Raw genomic sequence first — 22311 nt, forward strand, 5'->3', positions numbered from 1 at the left:
AACCAGGACGGCGGATCCCCATGGTGAACGACGACAAGCTGAGGGACTACCTCAAGCGCGTGACGGCGGACCTGCACCACACCCGCCGACGCCTGACCGAAGCCGAGGAAGCGGCCCGCGAACCGATCGCGGTCGTCGCGATGAGCTGCCGCTACCCCGGCGGCGTACGGTCCCCCGAGGACCTGTGGCGCCTGGTCACCGACGGGACCGACGCCATCACCGGCTTCCCCCGCGACCGCGGCTGGGACCTGGACCACCTCAACGACCCCGAACAACTCCGCGAGGGCACCAGCCACACCGCCCTCGGCGGCTTCCTTGACGACGTCGGCCACTTCGACCCCGGCTTCTTCGGGATCTCCCCGCGCGAAGCCCTCGCCATGGACCCGCAGCAGCGCCTCCTCCTGGAAACCACCTGGGAGGCGTTCGAACGGGCCGGCATCGACCCCGCCACCCTGCGCGGCAGCCGCACCGGCGTCTTCGCCGGAGTGATGTACCAGGACTACGCGGTACGGCTGCGCCGGGTCCCCGACGACGTGGCCGGCTACGTCGGCAGCGGCAGCTCCGACAGCGTCGCCTCGGGCCGCGTCGCCTACACCTTCGGCCTGGAGGGCCCGGCGGTCAGCATCGACACCGCCTGCTCCTCCTCCCTGGTCGCCATCCACCTCGCCGCCCAGGCCCTGCGGGCCGGCGACTGCACCCTGGCGCTGGCCGGGGGCGCGATGGTCATGTCGACACCCGTCCCATTCGTCGAGATGAGCCGCCAGGGCGGCCTGGCCCGGGACGGCCGCTGCAAGTCCTTCGCCGCCACCGCCGACGGCACCGGCTGGGGCGAGGGCGTCGGCATGCTCCTGCTGGAGCGCCTCTCCGACGCCCGCCGCCACGGACACCCGGTCCTCGCCCTGATCCGCGGCACCGCCGTCAACCAGGACGGCGCCAGCAGCCGGCTCACCGCCCCCAACGGTCCCGCCCAGCAGCGCGTCATCCGGCACGCCCTGGCCAACGCCGGACTCACCCCCGCCGACGTGGACGTGGTCGAGGCGCACGGCACCGGCACCCCGCTGGGCGACCCCATCGAGGCCCAGGCCCTGCTGGCCACCTACGGCCAGGACCGCGCGGACGGGCATCCGCTGCTGCTCGGCTCGCTCAAGTCCAACATCGGGCACACCCAGGCGGCGGCCGGCGTCGGCGGCGTCATCAAGACCGTCCTCGCCATGCGGCACGGCACCGTCCCGCCCACCCTGCACGCCGAGGACCCGTCCCCTCAGATCGACTGGACCGCGGGCGCCGTACGCCTGGTCACCGCGAACACCCCCTGGCCCGAGACCGGCCGCCCGCGCCGCGCCGCGGTCTCCTCCTTCGGCGTCAGCGGCACCAACGGACACGTCGTCCTGGAACAGGCCGACGAACCCGCCGACCCCGCAGAGCCGGCCGATTCGACTGCCCCCGTAGACACCGACGCCCCCTCCGGCCCCGGCACGCCGTCCCCCGTCCTGCCCTGGGTGCTCTCCGGGCGCACCGTCGAAGCGCTGCGCGTCCAGGCCGTACGGCTCCGCGACCACCTCGACGCCCACCCCGGGCCCGGCCCGGCCGAGATCGGCCACGCCCTTGCCACGACCCGCGCCGCGCACGAGCACCGGGCGGTCCTGATCGGCGCCCACCCCGACGAGTTCCGCGCCGGACTCGACGCCCTCGCGGCCGGCCGCCAGGCCCCCGGCCTGGTCCGCGGCACCGCCGGAACCGGCGGCGAAGTCGCCCTGGTCTTCCCCGGACAGGGCTCCCAGTGGGCCGGCATGGCCGTCGGACTCCTCGATTCCGCCCCCGCCTTCGCCGCCCGCATCGCGGACTGCGAACGCGCCCTGGCCCCCTTCGTGGACTGGTCCCTGGAAGCCGTCCTGCGCGGCGCCCCCCGCACCCCGCCCGCCGAACGCGTCGACGTGGTGCAGCCGGTGCTGTGGGCCGTCATGGTCTCCCTGGCCGAACTGTGGCGCTCCCACGGCATCACCCCCGGCGCCGTGATCGGCCACTCCCAGGGCGAGATCGCGGCCGCCTGCGTCGCGGGCGCCCTTTCCCTCGACGACGCCGCCCGGGTCGTCGCCCTACGCAGCCGGGCGATCCGCGCCCTCTCCGGCCGCGGCGGCATGGCCTCGGTGGCCCTGCCCGCCGCACAGGTCGCCCAACACCTCGCCCCGTGGGAGGGCAGGCTCTCCGTCGCCGCCGTCAACGGACCCGCCTCCACTGTGGTCTCCGGCGACACCGACGCCCTCGACGCGTTCCTCGAACAGGCCGCGGCCCTGGATATCCGCAGCCGCCGCATCCCCGTCGACTACGCCTCGCACAGCGCCCACGTCGAGGACATCCGCGCCGACCTGCTCGCCTGCCTCGACGGACTGGCCCCCCGCCCCGCCGCCATCCCCTTCTACTCCACCCTCACCGGCGGCCTGATGGAGGACACCACCGTCCTCGACGCCGACTACTGGTACCGCAACCTCCGCGGCACCGTCCGCTTCGAACAGGCCACCCGCGCCCTCCTCGCCGACGGCTACCAGGTCCTCCTGGAGAGCAGCCCGCACCCCGTCCTCACCGTCGGCGTCCTGGAGACCGCCGAGGACGCGGGCGCCGACGCCACCGCCCTCGGCACCCTGCGCCGCGACGACGGCGGACCGCGCCGCTTCACCGAGTCCCTGGCCGAACTCCACCTGCGCGGAGTCTCCCCGGACTGGGACACCGTCTTCGCCGGCCGCCGCCCCGGACGGGTGGAACTGCCCACCTACGCCTTCCAGCGAGCCCCCTACTGGCTGGAGGACGGCGCCGCGCCCACCGCCGACGTCACCTCCGCCGGACTGACCCCCGCCGGCCATCCGCTGCTCGGCGCGGTCGTCGTCCTCGCCGACAGCGACGGCCTGCTCCTCACAGGCCGCCTCTCGGCCCGCACCCACCCGTGGCTCGCCGACCACGCCGTAGGCGGCCGGGCCCTGCTCCCGGGCACCGCGTTCCTGGAACTCGCGCTCCAGGCCGGAGCCCGAATCGGCTGCCCGCGGGTCGAGGAATTCACCCTCGAAGCACCCCTCGTGCTGCCCGAACACGGCGGCGCCGTGCTCCGGCTCACCGTCGGCGCCCCCGACCATCGGGGACACCGCCCGCTCAGCCTGCACTCCCGGCCGGACAGTCCGGCCGGCGGCGTCGCCGACGACGATGACGGCGAGTGGACCCGGCACGCCGAAGGCGTCCTGGCCCGCGACGGCGCGGACCAGACCGCGGCCGACGGCCCGATGCCCTGGCCGCCGCCCGGCGCCGAACCCCTCGCCCTCGACGGCCTGTACGAGCGCTACGCGGCGGGCGGATTCGCCTACGGCCCCGCCTTCCAGGGCCTGCGCGCGGCCTGGCGGCGCGGCGATGAACTGTTCGCCGAGGCCGTCCTGCCCGTCGGTCCCGCCTCCGACGCCGCCGCGTTCGGCCTGCACCCGGCCCTGCTGGACGCCGCCCTGCACGCCACTGGCGTGCCCGGCACCCCCGGCGCGGACGCCCACCCCGAGGGCCGGCTGCCGTTCTCCTGGAACGGCGTCACCCTGCACGCCACCGGCGCCGGCACGATCCGCGTCCGGATCGCCCCGGCCGGGCCCGACGCGGTCACCGTCGACGTCGCCGACGCGACCGGCGCCCCCGTGGCGAGCGTCGACGCCCTCGTCCTGCGGCCCGCCGGCACCGTACGCCTCGGCGCCGACCGCGCCGCCCACGGCCGCCGCCACCAGGACCTCTACACAACGGAATGGGTCACCGCGGCCCTGCGCGGAACCGGCGCACCCGTCCACCGCACCGCGGACCTGGCCGCGCTGTCGGCCGCCGTCGACGCCGGGGAGCCGGTTCCCGAAACGGTCCTCCTGACCTGCGCCGAACACCCGTCGGACCCGGCCGGCGGTCCGGCCGCGGCGGTCCGCGCCGCCGTCCACCAGGCCCTCGCCGACGTCCGCACCTGGCTCGCCGACGACCGCTTCGCCAACTCGCGCCTGGTGTTCGCCACCCGGGGCGCCGTCAGCGCCGGGGAGGACGTACGCAACCCCGCGCACAGCGCGCTCTGGGGCCTGGTCCGCTCGGCCCAGTCCGAGCACCCGGGGCGCTTCGCGCTGCTCGACCTCGACGCCGACGACGAACACGGCACCGCCGCGGGCGTCGACGCGGCCCTCGCCTCCGGAGAACCCGAGGCCGCCGTCCGCGGCGACGACGTCCGCGTACCCCGGCTGGCCAGGGTCCCGCGGAACGCCCCGGACACCGCGGATACCCCGGAAGGCGCGGCCGCGCCCGTACGCGCCTTCGACCCCGACGGCACGGTCCTCATCACCGGCGGCACCGGCCTGCTCGGCTCCCATGTCGCCCGCCGCCTGGTCACCGGGCACGGAGTGCGGCACCTGCTGCTGCTCTCCCGAAGCGGCCCGGCCGCCCCGGGAGCCGAGGCACTGCGTGCCGAACTCGCCGAACTGGGCGCCGAGACCGCCTTCGGGGCCTGCGACGTCGCCGACCGGACCGCCCTGGCCGCCGTCCTCGCGGACCTGCCGCCCGCACACCCGCTGACCGCCGTGATCCACGCCGCGGGCACCCTCGACGACGGCGTCGTCACGGCACTCACCCCCGAACGGGTGGACGCCGTCCTGCGCCCCAAGGCCGACGCCGCCCTCCACTTGCACGAACTCACCCGCGACCGCGACCTCACGCACTTCGTGCTCTTCTCCTCCGCCGCGGGCACCTTCGGCGGCCCCGGACAGGCCAACTACGCCGCCGCCAATGCCTTCCTCGACGCCCTCGCCGCCCAACGCCGGGCGGCGGGCCTGCCCGGCCAGTCCCTGGCCTGGACCCTGTGGGCGCAGCCCAGCGCACTGACCGGACACCTGGACGAGGACGACGTACGACGTGTCGCCCGCTCCGGGATGCCGCCGCTCTCCACCGAGCGGGGACTCGCCCTGTTCGACACCGCCCTCACCGTGGACCGGGCCGCCCTGGTCCCGATGCGCCTCGACACCGCCGCCCTGAAGTCCGCGGCCGCGGACGGCACCTTGCCGCCGCTGCTGCGCAGCCTGGTGCGCACACCGCCCCGCCGGGCGGCGACGGCCGCGACCGCGACGGCCGACGACAACGCCCTGCGCGGCCGGCTCGCGGCCCTCGACGGCGCCGGACGGACGCGGCTCCTCGTCCAACTCGTCCGCACCCACGCCGCGGCCGTCCTCGGCCACGCGACCTCGGACACCCTCGACCCCGGACGGGCCTTCCGCGAACTGGGCTTCGACTCGCTGGCCTCGGTCGAACTGCGCAACCGCCTAAACGCCGCCACCGGCCTGCGGCTGCCCGCCAGCCTGGTCTTCGACCACCCGACCCCGGCGGCGCTCGCGGACTTCCTGGCCGCCGGACTGACGGAGACGGACCCGGACACGGACCCGGACACGGCCGCCGCGCCCGCGAGGCCGGCCGACGCCGACCGCGACCGGGACACGGACGACGACCGGATCGCGATCGTCGCCGCGGCCTGCCGCCTCCCCGGCGGCATCCGCTCGCCCGAGGACCTGTGGCGGATGCTGGCCGAAGGCCGCGACGGCATCTCCGGGTTCCCCACCGACCGCGGCTGGAGCCTGGACACCCTCTACGACCCCGACCCGGACCGCGTCGGCACCTCCATCACCCGCGAGGGCGGCTTCCTCTACGACGCGGCCGACTTCGACGCGGAGTTCTTCGGGATCTCGCCGCGCGAAGCGGTGGCCATGGACCCGCAGCAGCGCCTGCTCCTCGAAACCACCTGGGAACTCTTCGAGCGCGCGGCCATCGACCCCGCCACCCTGCGCGGAGCCGCGGTCGGCACGTACGTCGGCCTGATGCAGCAGGACTACGCGGCCCGCCTGCTGCCCTACATCCCCGAGGACGTCGAAGGATTCCTCGGCACCGGCAACTCGGGCAGCATCGTCTCCGGACGCCTGGCCTACTTCTTCGGACTGGAAGGCCCCGCGGTCACCGTCGACACGGCCTGCTCGTCCTCCCTGGTCGCCCTGCACCTCGCCGTACGGGCGCTGCGGTCCGGCGAATGCTCCCTGGCCCTGGCCGGCGGCGTCAACGTGATGTGCAGCCCCGAACTCTTCGTCGAGTTCAGCCGGCAGGGCGGCCTGGCCCCCGACGGCCGCTGCAAGTCCTTCGCCGCGGCAGCCGACGGCACCGCCTTCGGCGAGGGCGTGGGCATGCTGCTGGTGGAGCGGTTGTCGGACGCGCGGCGGAACGGGCATCCGGTGCTGGCGGTGATCCGTGGTTCTGCGGTGAACCAGGACGGTGCGAGCAATGGGTTGACGGCGCCGAACGGTCCGTCGCAGCAGCGGGTGATCCGGGCGGCGTTGGCGGACGCGGGGTTGTCGGCTGCCGAGGTGGACGTGGTGGAGGCGCACGGTACGGGGACCCGGCTGGGTGACCCGATCGAGGCGCAGGCGTTGCTGGCGACGTACGGGCAGGGGCGTTCGGCGGACCGGCCTGTGTGGATCGGCTCGCTCAAGTCCAACATCGGACACGCCTCGGCAGCCGCCGGTGTCGCCGGGGTCATCAAATCGGTGCTGGCCCTGCGGCACGGAGTGATGCCGAAGACGCTGCACGTGGACGGCCCGACGCCCGAGGTGGACTGGTCGGCGGGAGCCGGCCAGTTGCTCACGGAGGCCCGTACGTGGGACGACGAGGGCCGTCCGCGACGGGCGGGCGTGTCCTCCTTCGGAGTCAGCGGCACCAACGCCCACGTCATCCTCGAACAGGCCCCAACAGAGGCCTCGGACACGCTGGCCGAGGGATCCGGAACACCGGAGACCGAGCCCGCCGCCATCCCCCTGCTCCTCTCGGCGCACACTCCGGAAGCGTTGCGCGCCCAGGCGGCGGCGCTGTCGGCCCGGATCACCGACGGTTCGGGTGCCCGCGCCACGGACGTGGCCTTCTCCCTGGCCGCCGGCCGCGGCGCGCTGGGACACCGCGCGGTGCTCGTGGGCACCGAGGACAACCTCGCCGAGCGCCTGAACGCACTGTCGCAGGGCGCCGTGATCTCCGACAGCGGGCTGGTCTCGGGTCGTGCGGTGTTGGTGTTTCCGGGTCAGGGGTCGCAGTGGGTGGGGATGGCTGCGGAGTTGTTGGGTGAGTCGGTGGTGTTTGCGGGGCGGATGGCGGAGTGTGAGCGGGCTTTGTCGCCGTTTGTGGATTGGTCGTTGGTGGAGGCGTTGGGGTCGGGGGAGTTGCTGGGGCGGGTTGATGTGGTGCAGCCGGTGTTGTGGGCTGTGATGGTGTCGTTGGCGGAGGTGTGGCGGTCGTTCGGTGTTGTTCCGGATGCGGTGGTGGGGCATTCGCAGGGTGAGATCGCGGCTGCGTGTGTGGCGGGCGGGCTCAGTTTGGAGGATGGGGCTCGGGTAGTGGCGTTGCGTTCGCGTGCGGTGGGGGTGTTGGCGGGTCGGGGTGGGATGGCGTCGGTGCCGGTGCCTGCGGACGCGGTACGGGAACGTCTTGCCGGGTGGACTGGTCGTCTGTCGGTGGCCGCGGTCAACGGGCCTTCCTCGACGGTGGTTTCGGGTGACGCGGACGCGGTGGCGGAGTGGGTGGACGGGCTGGTCGCCGAAGGCGTCCGGGCGCGTCTGATCGAGGTCGATTATGCGTCGCACTCCTTTCATGTGGAGGAGATCCGTGAGCAGTTGCTTGCCGATCTGGCCGACCTCGCACCCGTCTCGGGTTCGGTGCCGTTCTTTTCGACGGTGACGGGTGGCTGGCTGGATACGAAGGCTCTGGATGCGGAGTACTGGTATCGGAACCTGCGGCAGACCGTCGAGTTCGGCAACGCCACGGACACGCTGCTCGGGGAGGGTTTCCGGTTCTTCGTGGAGCCGAGTGCGCATGCCGTGCTGTCGGTCGCGGTGGGGGAGTCGGTGGAGGCGGCGGGTGTGGACGCCGCGGTGCTGGGAACCCTGCGTCGTGGTGAGGGTGATCTCGATCAGGTGCTGCGTGCGGTGGGCCGGGCCTGGGAGCGCGGTCTGGCGGTGGACTGGTCGGGGGCGTTCCCGGGCGGGCGGCGGGTCGAGCTGCCGACGTACGCCTTCCAACGCAGCCGCTACTGGCTGGACGTTCCGACGACGAGCTGGGATGTCGCCTCGGCGGGTCTCGCCACGACCGGGCACCCGCTGCTCGGTGCGGCGATGGAGGTCGCGGACTCCGGTGAGCTGCTGCTCAGCGGCCGGATCTCGCTGGACACCCACCCCTGGCTCGCCGACCACGCGGTGTCGGGCGTCGTCCTCTTCCCGGGCACGGGCTTTCTCGAACTCGCGCTGCGCGCCGCGGCCGAGGCGGACTGCCCGGTGGTCGAGGAACTCACCCTCGGATCGGCGCTCGTACTCCCCGGCGAGGGAGCCGTCCACCTTCAGCTGCGCGTCGCCGCGGCCGACGGCGACGGTCGCCGCGGGCTCAGCGTGTTCGCGCGGACGACGCGGGGCGCCGACGGGCCCTGGACCGAGCACGCCACCGGCACCCTTGCCCCCCGGCCCGTCGAGGACCCGGCCGCGGCCGGTCTGCTGAGTTGGCCGCCGTCCGGTGCCGAACCCGTGGACACCGACGACCTCTACGAGCGGTTCGCCGAGGCCGGCTACCACTACGGGCCCGCCTTCCGCGGCATCCGGGCCGCGTGGCTGCGCGGGGGCGAGGTGTTCGCCGAGGTGGTGCTGCCGGAGCCGCAGCACGCCGACGCCGCCGGATGCGCGCTGCACCCCGCGCTGCTGGACGCGGCCCTCCAGAGCGCCGCCCTGCTGCCCGACCGGGACGGCCGGGCCCGGCTGCCCTTCAGCTGGAACGGGGTGAGCTGTGGGATCGCCGGGGCCACCACGCTGCGCGTGCGGCTCGCCGCCGACGCGCCGGACGCCGTGACCCTGCACGCGCACGACCTGTCCGGGCGGCAGGTGCTCGGCGTGGAGTCCCTGCTGCTGCGGCCCCCGGCCGAGGGCGGGCCGCTCGCCGGGACCGCCCACGCCGACCTGCTGTACCGCCTCGACTGGACCCCGGCCACCGACCCGGCCACCGAGCGGGCCGGCAGCGCCGTGCCCGCCTGGGCGGCCCTCGGCGGTGCCGTGGCCGGGGCGGAGTCCTGGCAGGACCTCGACGCCCTGGCGGACGCCCTCGGGGCGGGCGCGGTGCTCCCCGAGGTGGTCGTGGCGGCCGTCGCCACCGCCGGTCTGCCCGACCCCGCCGACCGGGTGCGTGCCACCGCGCACCGCGGGCTGGCCCTCGTGCAGCAGTGGCTTGCCGACGAGCGGTTCGCCGAAGCGACGCTGGCCCTGCTCACCCGGGACGCGGTCCGGACCGGGCCGGTCGACCGGCCCGTCGATCCGGCCCAGGCCGCTCTGTGGGGCCTGGTGCGCAGCGCGCGGGCCGAGCATCCCGGGCGGTTCGTCCTCATCGACGCGGCCGGGACCGCCGACGCGGCGGACGTCCTGCCCGCCGCGCTCGCCGCCGGTGAACCGGAGCTGGCGCTGCGGGCCGGGACCGCGCTGCTGCCGCGGCTGGCCCGCGGCGGCCGTCCCGACGGGACGCTGTCCCTGCCGGACGGCGCCGCCTGGCGGCTCACCACCGACGGCCGGGGCGGCCTGGAGGACATCGCGGTGGAGCCCGTGCCCGCCGCCCTCGCCCCGCTGGGCAAGGGCGAGGTGCGGATCGCGGTCCGTGCCGCCGGGCTGAACTTCCACGACGTGATCGCCGCGCTCGGCCTGGACCCGGACCCCGAACAGCAGGGGCTGGGCAGCGAGGGCGCGGGGGTCGTCATCGAGGTGGGCCCGGGTGTGGAGGACCTGGCGCCCGGGGACCGGGTGATGGGCATCTTCAGGGGCGCGTTCGGCCCGACCGTCGTCGCCGACCGCCGGACCGTCGCCCGGATCCCGGCGGGCTGGTCCTTCGCCCGCGCCGCGTCCGTGCCCGTGGTGTTCCTCACCGCCTACTACGGCCTGTTCGATCTCGGCGGGCTGCGGCGCGGGCACTCCGTACTGGTCCACGCCGCGGCCGGCGGTGTCGGCATGGCGGCGGTGCAGCTGGCCCGGCATGCCGGGGCGCAGGTGTACGCGACCGCGTCTCCGGCCAAGTGGGACGTCCTGCGGGCCGACGGACTGGGCGACGCGCACATCGCCTCGACCCGTACCACCGACTTCGCGGAGGCGTTCCTGACGGCCACCGGCGGGCGGGGCGTCGACGTGGTCCTGGACAGCCTGGCGCGGGAGTTCGTGGACGCGGGTCTGCGGCTGCTGCCGAACGGCGGCCGGTTCGTGGAGATGGGCAAGACCGACGTCCGCGACCCGGAGACGGTCGCCCGGCAGTACCCGGGGGTGCGCTACCGGGCGTTCGACCTGATGGAGGCCGGTCCGGAACGCATCGGCGAAATGCTCGCCGAGATCCTGGACCTGTTCGAGCAGGGGGTGCTGCGTCCGCTGCCCGTCACCGGCTGGGACGTCCGGCAGGCCCCGGCCGCGCTGCGCTCGCTCAGCCAGGCCCGGGGCACCGGCAAGAACGTCCTGCTGCTACCCGCTCCGCTCGACCCCGAAGGGACCGTCCTGGTCACCGGGGCCACCGGCACCCTGGGGCGGCTGCTGGCCCGGCACCTGGTCGTCGCGCACGGCACCCGGCACCTGCTGCTGGCGGGTCGCCGGGGTGGCTCCGCCGACGGAATGCCCGAGCTGGTACGGGAGTTGACCGGGCTGGGGGCGTCGGTGACGGTCGCCGCCTGCGACGTCGCCGACCGCACCGCGCTCGCCGACCTGCTCGGCGCGGTGCCCGCCGGTCGTCCGCTGACCGCCGTCGTGCACGCGGCCGGGGTCCTCGACGACGCCACCATCGCCGGGCTGACCCCGGACCGACTCGACCGCGTTGTGCGGCCCAAGGCGGACGCGGCGCTCGCCCTGCACGACCTCACCCGGGACCTCGACCTCGCGGCGCTGGTCCTGTTCTCCTCGGGCGCCGCCCAGTTCGGCGCGGCCGGGCAGGCCAACTACGCCGCCGCCAACGCGGTCCTCGACGCACTCGCCGCCGAACGCCGCGCCGAGGGGCTGCCGGGTCTGTCCATCGGCTGGGGCCTGTGGGGGGAGCGCAGCGAGATGACCGCCGCGGTCACCGCGGGCCGGGGTGCCGGGGCGGGCGCGCTGACCTCGGCGGAGGGCCTGGCCCTGTTCGACGCGGCGCTGGACTCCCCGTACGCCTACCGGCTCGCGGCCAGGATCGCCCCGGCCGTGCTGCGGGCGGATGACCGGCTACCCGCGGTGCTGCGCGGCCTGGCCCGCCCGGCCCGTACCGGTACGGGCGGGTTCGCGGCACCGGCCCGCTCGATGGCGCAGCAGCTCGCCGAGCTGCCTGAGGCCGAGCTGTACCGGACCCTGCTCGACCTGGTGCGCGGCAACGCCGCCGCGGTGCTGGGCCACAGCTCGCCGGACCTGATCCGTCCGGCCCGCCCGTTCAAGGACGTCGGCTTCGACTCCCTCACCGGGGTCGAGTTACGCAACCGGCTGGTGTCCTCGACCGGGCTGCGGCTGCCCGCCGCGCTCGTCTTCGACCACCCCACACCGGAAGCCCTGGCCCGCCACCTCGCCGAGCGGACCGCCGCCGCCCGCCCCACCGGCGACGAGGCGGTCCGGGCCGGGCTCGACACCCTGGAGGCCCTGCTCGACGCGCTGCCGCCGGAGGGCATCAGCGACGAACTGGCCGCCCGCATACGGGACGTGCTGTCGCGCCCGCTGCCCGGCGGGACACCGCCCGCTGGCCCGGCCGCGGGCGACGCGGACGACCTGGCCCCCGAGCTGATCGAGGCGGCCAGCGACGACGAGATGTTCGACTACATCGACCGTCAGCTGGGCTCCGCATGACCGGCCGACCGGACCGCGCCGCCCGCGCCGCACCCGCCGTAGAAGCCGTACGCGCACCCCGCGCACCCCGAGACGAGACCCGAGCACGAGCAGCCCGAGACGAAAGCAGCGGTGTCCAGTGAGCGACCAGAGGATGCGCGACTACCTCAACCGGGTGACCATCGACCTGCGGGACACCCGGCAGCGCCTCCGGAAGGCCGAGGCCCGGAGCAGCGAGCCGATCGCGATCGTGGCGATGAGCTGCCGCTTCCCCGGCGGCGTCCGCACCCCGGAAGACCTGTGGGAGCTGCTCGCCGAAGGCCGCGACACCATCGGGCCCGTTCCCGGCGACCGGGGCTGGGAGGCCGCCTGGCCGGCCGGCGGCACGGTCCCCGGCCGGGGGGCGTTCCTGGACGGCGCGGCGGACTTCGACCCGGAATTCTTCGGCATCTCGCCCCGTGAGGCGGTCGCCATGGACCCGCAGCAGCGGCTGCTGCTGATGGCGTCCTGGGAGGCCGTCGAGCAGGCCGGCATCGACCCGCTCACCCTGCGGGGCAGCCGCACCGGCGTGTACGCGGCGGCCATCGACCAGGGGTACGCGACGCTGGGCGCCGGCGCCGCCGAAGCCGTCCAGGGGTTCCTGATGACGGGGAACTCGATGAGCGTGATGTCCGGGCGGGTGTCCTACGCGCTCGGCCTCGAAGGCCCCGCCGTCACCGTGGACACCGCCTGCTCGGCCTCGCTGGTGGCGCTGCACCTGGCGGCGCGGGCGCTGCGGGCCGGCGAGTGCTCGCTCGCGCTCGCCGGCGGGGTCAGCGTGATGGCGCTGCCCGCGGTGTTCGTCGAGTTCAGCCGGCAGGGCGCGATGTCCCCCGACGGCCGCTGCAAGCCGTTCGCGGCGGCGGCCGACGGCACCGGCTGGGGCGAGGGCGTGGGGATGCTGCTGCTGGAGCGGCTGTCCGACGCACGGCGCAACGGCCGTACGGTCCTGGCCGTACTGCGCGGCTCGGCGGTCAACCAGGACGGCGCCAGCAACGGCCTCACCGCCCCCAACGGCCCCTCCCAGCAGCGCGTCATCCGGGCCGCCCTCGCCGACGCGGGCCTCACCGCCCGAGACGTGGACGCGGTCGAGGCGCACGGCACCGGCACCACCCTCGGCGACCCGATCGAGGCCGACGCGCTGCTGGCCACGTACGGTCAGGATCGGCCCGCCGGACGGCCGCTGTGGCTCGGGTCGCTGAAGTCGAACATCGGGCACACCCAGGCCGCCGCCGGGGTCGCCGGGGTCATCAAGACCGTCCTCGCCCTCCGCCACGGCGTCCTGCCCCGCACCCTGCACGTGGACGCGCCCACCCCGCACGCCGACTGGTCCTCGGGCGCCGTCGAACTGCTCACCGAGACCCGCGACTGGCCCGCCGTCGACCGGCCGCGCCGGGCCGGTGTGTCCTCCTTCGGCATGAGCGGCACCAACGCGCACGTCGTCCTCGAACAGGCGCCGGAGCCGGAACCGGCCGCCGGGCAGGAACCCGCGGCCGGCGGCCCGGAACCCGCGGCCGATGCGGGCCGTCAGCCCGCCGCCGTGCTGCCCTGGGTGCTGTCCGGCCGTACCGCGGCCGCGCTCGGTGACCAGGCGGCCCGGCTGCGCGCCCGCCTCGCCACGGACGCGCCCGCCCGGCCGGCCGACATCGGGTTCTCGCTGGCGACCACCCGGGCCGCCTTCGAACACCGGGCCGTGGTGATCGGCGACGGACACCCCGCCCTGCTGCACGGGCTCGCCGCCCTCTCCGTGCCGGACCTGGACCTCCCCGCTGGCACGGCCCCCGGCCCCGTCCCGGCCGTGCCCGCCGACGTCGTCACCGGCACCGGTCGGGTCGTCGAGGGCCGGACCGTCCTGGTGTTCCCCGGCCAGGGCTCCCAGTGGGCCGGCATGGCCCGGGACCTGCTCGCCACCAGCCCCGTCTTCCGGGACCGGCTCGCCGCCTGCGACGCGGCCCTCTCCGCCCACGTCGACTGGACGCTCCTCGACGTCCTGGACGGCGCGCCCGGGGCACCCTCCCTGGAACGGGTGGATGTGGTGCAGCCGGTGCTGTGGGCGGTGATGGTATCCCTCGCCGCGCACTGGGACTCCTGGGGCGTCCGGCCCGACGCCGTGGTCGGGCACAGCCAGGGCGAGATCGCCGCCGCCGTGGTGGCGGGAGCCCTGTCCCTGGAGGACGGCGCGACGGTCGTCGCCCTGCGCAGCCGGGCCATCCGGGCGCTGGCCGGACTCGGCGGCATGGTCGCCGTGTCCCTGTCCGAGGACCGGGTCCGCGCCGAGATCGCCCCCTGGGCCGAGAAGCTGTCCGTGGCCGCCGTCAACGGGCCCGCCGCCGTGGTCGTCTCGGGGGAGACCGGGGCACTCGCCGAACTGCTCACCCACTGCGCGACCCGGGGCGTACGGGCCAGGGCGGTCCCCGTCGACTATGCCTCGCACTCGGCGCAGGTCGAGCGGATCAGGTCCGAGGTGCTGGCCGCGCTGGCCGGCGTACGCCCGCTGGCGGCCCGCATCCCGCTGTTCTCCACCGTCACCGGCGACCGGCTCGACACCACGGCCATGGACGCCGACTACTGGTACCGCAACCTCCGCGGCACCGTCCGCTTCGACGCGGCCGTACGTTCCCTCGTCGAGCAGGGCCACGAGGTCTTCGTCGAGGTGTCGCCGCACCCGGTGCTGACCATGGCCCTCCAGGACACCGCCGAGGCCACCGGCGTCGCGGAGCCGCCCGTCGTCGTCGGCACCCTGCGCCGCGACGACGGCGGACTGCGCCGGGCGCTGCGCTCGGCGGCCGAACTGTGGGTGGCGGGTGCGGCCGTCGACTGGTCCGCGGTGTTCGCCGGCACCGGCGCCCGCCCCACGGCCCTGCCCGGATACGCCTTCCAGCTGCGGCGCTACTGGCTGGAGCCAGAGGAGTCGCCCGACGCCCGCCCGGCCGCCGACCCGCACGACACCGCCTTCTGGCACATGATCGACCACGAGGCCCCGGCCGAGATCGCCGCCCACCTGGCCGTCGACCAGGACGCCCTCGCCCCCGTCCTGCCCGCCCTGCGCGACTGGCGCCGGCAGCGGCGCGACGAGAGCATCATCGACTCCTGGCGCTACCGCATCGACTGGCAGCCCCTGCCCGACCCGCCCGCCGCCACGACCGCAGGCACCTGGCTCGTCGTACTGCCCGCCGGACACGGCGACGACGAACGGGTCCGCGGCCCGGTCCTGGCCCTCACCGAAGCGGGCGCCACCGTCGTGACGGCCGAAGCCAGCGCCGGCGCCGTCCGCCGCGCGGACCTCGCGGACACCCTCGCCGTCGCGCTCGGCGACCGCGTCCCGACCGGCGTGCTCTCGCTGCTCGCCATCGCCGACCGGCCCCACCCGAACCACCCGGCCCTGCCCACCGGAACGGCCCTCACCGTCGCCCTCGTCCAGGCCCTGGGCGACCTCGCCCTCACGGCACCCCTCTGGTGCGCCACCACCGGAGCCGTGTCCACGGGCGCGGACGACCCGGTCACCCACCCTCGCCAGGCGCTGGTCTGGGGCACCGGACTGGTGGCCGCGCTCGAACTGTCCGCCCGCTGGGGCGGACTCGTCGACCTGCCGTCGGACCTCGACGCCCGCGCCCGGACCCGGCTCGCCGCCGTCCTCACGGCCTCCGGCGCGGGCCCCGGCCCGGACGGCGGCACCGGCCGCGAGGACCAGCTCGCCCTGCGCGCCTCCGGCCTGCTGGCCCGCCGCCTCCGCCACGCCCCCCGGAACGACGGCCGTACGAAGCCCTGGAAGCCCCGCGGCACCGTCCTGCTGACCGGCGGCACTGGCGCCGTCGGCCCGCACCTCGCCCGCTGGCTCGCACGCAGCGGCGCCACCCACCTCGTCCTGCCGGGCCGCCGCGGCCCCCAGGCACCCGGCGCGGCCGAACTCGCCGCCGAACTCGACGCCCTCGGCGTACGGCTCACCCTGCCCGTCTGCGACCTGGCGGACCGCCAGGACGTGGCGGCCCTGCTCAACGGCCTGGAGACGGCGGGCGACCCGGTCACCGCCGTCGTCCACGCCGCCGCCTTCGTCGCGCTCGCACCGCTCGACGGCACACCCATGTCCGCGTTCGAACAGATCGTCGCCGCCAAGGCCTCCGGAGCCGAACACCTCGACGCCCTCCTCGACCGGAAACTGGACGCCTTCGTCCTGTTCTCCTCCATCGCCGGAGTCTGGGGCAGCGGCGACCACGGCGCCTACGCCGCGGCCAACGCCTACCTCGGCGCCCTCGCCCAGCACCGCCGGGCCCGCGGCCTCACCGCCACCACCGTCGACTGGGGCATCTGGCAGGCCGAGAACCCGTGGCAGGACCGCATCGCCGGAGAAGACGCCGACCTGTTCAAACTGGAGCAGCACGGCCTGCCCCGGATCGCCCCCGACCTCGCCGTCCACGCCCTGCAACAGGCACTGGACGACGACGAGACCGTACTCGCCGTCGCCGACGTCGACTGGGAGCGGTTCGCCGCTGTCTTCACCTCCACCCGCCCCAGCCCGCTGCTCACCGGCATCCCCGAAGCCCGCCGCGCCCTGGACGAGACGACCGGCGACACCGAGGCACCCGCCGCCGCACAGCTGCGGCAACGGCTCGCCGCCCTCGGCGCATCCGAACAGCGGCGCCTGCTGCTCGACCTGGTCCGCACCCACGCCGCCGCCGTCCTCGGCCACCCCACCGTGGACGCGATCCGGCCCGGCAAGGCCTTCCAGGACATGGGATTCGCCTCCCTCACCGCGGTCGAACTCCGCAACCGGCTCAACACCGCCACCGGACTGCGGCTGCCGTCCACCCTGATCTTCGACCACCCCTCGTCCACGGCCCTCGCCGAGGAGATCCGCGCGGAACTCCTCGGCCTGCAGACCGCCACGGCGCATACCGACCCCTCGGGCACCGCCGCGCCCGCCCCCGTACCCGACGACGAGCCGATCGCGATCGTGTCCATGGCCTGCCGCTTCCCCGGCGGCATCGGTACCCCCGAAGACCTGTGGCGGCTGCTCGCCGAAGGCGGCGACGCCGTCTCGGACTTCCCCACCGACCGCGGCTGGGACATCGAAGCGCTCTACGACCCCGACCCCGACCACCCCGGCACCTCCACCACCCGGCGCGGCGGCTTCCTGCACGACGCTGCCGACTTCGACGCCGAATTCTTCGGCATCTCCCCGCGCGAAGCGGTGGCCATGGACCCCCAGCAGCGGATGCTCCTGGAAACCACCTGGGAAGCCATCGAGCGCGCCGCCATCGACCCCGTCGCCCTGCGTGGCAGCCGCACCGGAGTGTTCACCGGCGTCAACTACGCCGACTACGCCGCCGTCGTCGCCCAGTCGGAAGAAGGCGACGGCCACCTCCTCACCGGTAGCGCCCCCAGTGTCGTGTCCGGCCGGGTCGCCTACACCCTGGGCCTGGAGGGCCCCGCCGTGACCATCGACACGGCCTGCTCCTCCTCCCTCGTCGCGATGCACCTCGCCGGCCGGGCCCTGCGCGGCGGAGACTGCTCCCTCGCCCTGGTCGGCGGCGTCGCCGTGATGGCCACCCCCGGCGCCTTCATCAGCTTCTCCCGTCAGCGCGGACTCGCCGAGGACGGCCGCTGCAAGGCCTTCTCAGACGACGCGGACGGCATGGGCATGGGCGAAGGCGTCGGCGTCCTGCTGCTGGAACGCCTCTCGGACGCCCGGCGCAACGGGCACCCGGTGCTGGCCGTGGTCCGTGGTTCGGCCACCAACCAGGACGGCGCCAGCAACGGCCTCTCCGCGCCCAGCGGCCCGTCGCAGCAGCGGGTCATCCGGGCGGCGCTCGCGGACGCGGGCCTGACGGCGTCCGAGGTGGACGTGGTGGAGGCGCACGGCACCGGCACCACCCTCGGCGACCCCATCGAGGCGCAGGCCCTGCTGGCGACGTACGGCCAGGACCGGCCCGCCGACCGGCCCCTGCTGGTCGGCTCGCTCAAGTCCAACCTTGGCCACGCCCAGGCGGCATCGGGCGTGGCAGGGGTCATCAAGACGGTGCTGTCCATGCGGCACGGCGAGGTGCCCCGCACCCTGCACGTCGGCAGGCCGTCCGGCCACGTCGACTGGACCCGCGGCGCGCTCGCCCTCGCGACCGAGCAGCAGCTCTGGCCGGCGCACGACCGCCCGTACCGGGCCGGTGTGTCCTCCTTCGGCCTCAGCGGTACCAACGTCCACACTATCCTCGAACACACCCCCTTTGAGGACGACGGCCCGCCGGTCGCCCGCACGCCGCTGCCCGCGGTGCCCTGGCTGCTGTCGGCCAAGAGCCCGCAGGCCCTGCGGGCCCAGGCCGACCGCCTGCGCCGCCACCTCGACGGCAGCCCCGCAGCGGACCCCCGCGACATCGGCTCCGCGCTGAACGCCCGCACCTCCTTCGAGCACCGCAAAGCCCTGATCGGCGACGCAGACCGACTCCGCACCCTGCTGGACCACCTGGCCGACGCCGACGCCGACGCACAGGCCTGGGACGGCGGGCGCACGGTGGACGGCCGCACGGTGTTGGTGTTTCCGGGTCAGGGTTCGCAGTGGGTGGGGATGGCTGCGGAGTTGTTGGCTGGGTCGGTGGTGTTTGCGGGGCGGATGGCGGAGTGTGAGCGGGCTTTGTCGCCGTTTGTGGATTGGTCGTTGGTGGAGGCGTTGGGGTCGGGGGAGTTGCTGGGGCGGGTTGATGTGGTGCAGCCGGTGTTGTGGGCTGTGATGGTGTCGTTGGCGGAGGTGTGGCGGTCGTTCGGTGTTGTTCCGGATGCGGTGGTGGGGCATTCGCAGGGTGAGATCGCGGCTGCGTGTGTGGCGGGTGGTTTGAGCCTGGAGGATGGGGCTCGGGTGGTGGCGTTGCGTTCGCGTGCGGTGGGGGTGTTGGCGGGTCGGGGTGGGATGGCGTCGGTGCCGCTGCCGGTGGACGCGGTACGGGAGCGGATCGCCGGGTGGGATGGTCGTCTGTCGGTGGCGGCGGTGAACGGGCCTTCCTCGACGGTGGTGTCGGGTGATGCGGACGCGGTCGCGGAACTGGTGGCGGAGTTCGTGGAGGAGGGGGTGCGGGCGCGTCTGATCGAGGTCGATTACGCCTCGCATTCTTCGCATGTGGAGGAGATTCGTGAGCAGTTGCTCGCGGATCTGGCCGGGGTGGCGCCGGGCTCGGGTTCGGTGCCGTTCTTTTCGACGGTGACGGGTGGCTGGCTGGATACGAAGGCTCTGGATGCGGAGTACTGGTATCGGAACCTGCGGCAGACCGTCGAGTTCGGCAACGCCACGGACACGCTGCTCGGGGAGGGTTTCCGGTTCTTCGTGGAGCCGAGCGCGCATGCCGTGCTGTCGGTCGCGGTGGGGGAGTCGGTGGAGGCGGCGGGTGTGGACGCCGCGGTGCTCGGCACTCTGCGTCGTGGTGAGGGTGGTCTCGATCAGGTGCTGCGTGCGGTGGGCCGGGCCTGGGAGCGCGGTCTGGCGGTGGACTGGTCGGGGGCGTTCCCGGGGGCGCGGCGGGTCGAGCTGCCGACGTACGCCTTCCAACGCAGCCGCTACTGGCCCGAGCCGGCGCCCACCGCGGCGGCCGATGTGGGTGCGGCCGGGCTCGACCCGGCCGACCACCCCGTCCTCGGGGCGGCCATCGAGCTGGCGGACACGGGCGAACTGCTGCTCAGCGGGAGGCTGTCGCTGCGTACGCACCCCTGGCTCGCCGACCACGCCGTGGCCGGAACGGTCCTGCTCCCCGGGGCGGCCTTCGCGGAACTGGCCGTACGCGCCGCGGATGAGGTCGGCTGCCACACGGTCGAGGAACTGACGCTCCAGACACCGCTGTTGATTCCCGCCGACACCGCCGTACGGCTGCAAGTGCGGGTCGGCGCCGAGGACGCGCACGGCAGCCGCTCCCTGGATCTGTTCTCCTGCCGCGAGGACGCGGCGACCCCGCAGTGGACCGCGCACGCGACCGGCGCACTCACCGCCGACGCCACGCCGCGCAAGCCCGCGCCCGCACCCGACGACGCCGGTTCCTGGCCCCCGCCCGGGGCCGACCCGATCCCGGTCGACGACCTGTACGAGCGGTTCGACGCTTCCGGCTACAGCTACGGACCCGCCTTCCGCGGGGTCACCACCGCCTGGCGCCGGGGCGATGAGGTCTTCACCGAGGTGCGCCTGCCCCAGGACCAGCACCGGTCCGCCTCCGCCTTCGGCGTGCACCCGGCGCTGCTGGACGCAGCCCTCCAGGGACTGTTCCTGCGTGCTGATCCGGAGGCCGGACCGGGTCTGGAGCGTCCTTCCGCCGGACTGCCGTTCTCCTGGAGCGGAGTCAGGCTGCACGCCTCCGGCGCCACCGCGCTCCGGGTACGGCTCGGCTTCCGGCCGGACGGGTCGGTGTCGATCGACGCGGCCGACCCGAACGGCCTCCCGGTCGCGTCCGTCGAGGCGCTCGCCGTCCGCCCGATCGACCTCGACGCCCTCCGCCCCGGCGGCCCTGAATCCCTCTACCGGCTGGAGTGGTCGGCGGCGCCCGTCGGCGCACCCGGCGACCCGCTCGGACACTGGACCGTCCTCGGGGGCCCGGACCTCTTCCCGGACAGCCATCCGGACCTGGCCGCGCTCGCCGCCGCGGTCGACGGCGGAGCTCCGTCGCCCGCCGCGGTGCTGGCCTGGTGCGACCACACCCCGCAGCTCCCGTCCCCGCCCGACGCCGCGTCCGTGCACGCCGCGCTGGACGATGCCCTGCGGCTCATCCAGGAATGGCTGGCCGACCCGCGGTGGGACGACGGCACCCGGCTCGTCCTCGTCACCCGGGGCGCGGTCGCCACGGCGGCCGGTGAGGACGTCACCGACCTCACCGGTGCCGCGGTCCGCGGGCTCGTCCGCTCCGCCCAGTCCGAGCACCCGGACCGCTTCCTGCTCATCGACACCGACGACCCGGCCGCCGTGACCGGCCTGCTGCCCCGGGCCCTGGCCGCAGCCGAACCCCAGCTGGCCATACGCGACGGAGAACTCCTCGCCGCCCGCCTCACCAGGGCCACCAGCCCCTCGGACCCGGACCCGGACCCCGAGACGCCGTCCGGTATCGCCGCCGCAGGCGGAACCGTCCTCGTCACCGGGGCCGGCGGAGCCCTCGGCAGCCTGGTGGCGCAGCACCTCGTGACCGTGCACGGGGTGCGGAACCTGCTGCTCGTCGGTAGGCGCGGCGCCGATACCCCGGGCCTCGCCGACCTCGCGGCCGCACTGCGCGGACTCGGCGCCCTGGTGGACGTGGCAGCCTGTGACGTCGCGGACCGGGACGCCCTCGCCGCCCTGCTCGCCGCGATCCCCGCCGAGCGTCCGCTGAGCGCGGTCGTGCACGCGGCCGGCGTCCTGGACGACGGAACGGTCGAGTCGCTGACCCCCGAGCGGATGGGCCACGTACTGCGGCCCAAGGTCGACGCCGCCCTCCACCTGCACGCCCTCACCCGCGACCTGCCGCTGTCCGCCTTCGTCCTGTTCTCCTCCGCGTCCGCCACGGTCGGCAACGCCGGACAGGGCAACTACGCGGCAGCCAACGCCTTCCTCGACGCGCTCGCCCAGCAGCGCCGGGCCCGGCAGCTGCCCGCCCAGTCCCTCGCCTGGGGCCTGTGGGAGCGCCGCGGCGCCATGACCGGCACGCTCACCGCCGCCGACCTGCGGCGCATGTCCCGGGACGGCACCGCGGCCATCGGCAGCAACGAGGGCCTGGCCCTGCTCGACGCGGCGCTCACCCTCGACGAACCGCTGCTCGTCCCGGTCAAGATCGACCTCGGCCGGCTGCGGACGGCCGCCCGGACCGCACCCGTCCCGGCCCTGCTCTCCGGCCTCGTCCCCGGCACCGCACGCCGCCCGGCCTCCGGAGCGGGCGCCGCCGAAGCGGACTCGCTGCGCCGCAGGCTCACCGCCCTCACGTCCGAGGAACGCGTCGCCACCCTGCTCGAACTGGTACAGGGCCGGGTCGCGGACGTCCTCGGCCACGGCGGAGCCGGGACCGTCGACCCCGACCAGGCGTTCAAGGACCTCGGCTTCGACTCGCTCACCTCGGTCGAACTCCGCAACCGGCTCAGCGCCGCCACCGGCCGCCGGCTGCCCGCGACCCTGGTCTTCGACCACCCCACCCCGGCCGCCGTCGCCGGCTACCTCGCCGGGCGCCTCGTACCCGACGCACCCGGCGGCACGGGGACGGCAGGAACGGCAAGAACGGCGGACCCCGGGGACCACGAGATCAGCTCGCTGCTCGCCGCCATCCCGCCCGCCGCACTGCGCCGGGCAGGCCTGCTCGACGCCCTCCTGAGCCTCGCCGACCGGCCGGAGACACCGGCCCCCGCCGCCGACATCGACGGCATGGCCGTCGACGACCTCGTCCGGATGGCCCTGGGCGGCACACGTGACTGACCGACAGCCGCAGAAGGAGAAGCC

General features: G+C 75.2%; 2 protein-coding genes. Both read left to right on the forward strand.

Annotated elements, in window-relative coordinates:
- Window positions 1-20: 20 nt before the first annotated feature.
- A complete protein-coding gene (locus ACFW2G_RS18420; RefSeq protein ID WP_384680973.1) occupies window positions 21-11876 on the forward strand; it encodes an SDR family NAD(P)-dependent oxidoreductase in 11856 nt (3951 codons plus the stop codon).
- 118 nt (window positions 11877-11994) lie between these two features.
- On the forward strand, window positions 11995-22287 hold the full coding sequence (locus tag ACFW2G_RS18425; protein WP_384680976.1) for a type I polyketide synthase: 10293 nt from the start codon (window positions 11995-11997) through the stop codon (window positions 22285-22287).
- The last annotated feature ends 24 nt before the right edge of the window (window positions 22288-22311 follow it).

The sequence above is a fragment of the Streptomyces sp. NPDC058880 genome (assembly GCF_042742535.1).
Lineage (GTDB): Bacteria > Actinomycetota > Actinomycetes > Streptomycetales > Streptomycetaceae > Streptomyces.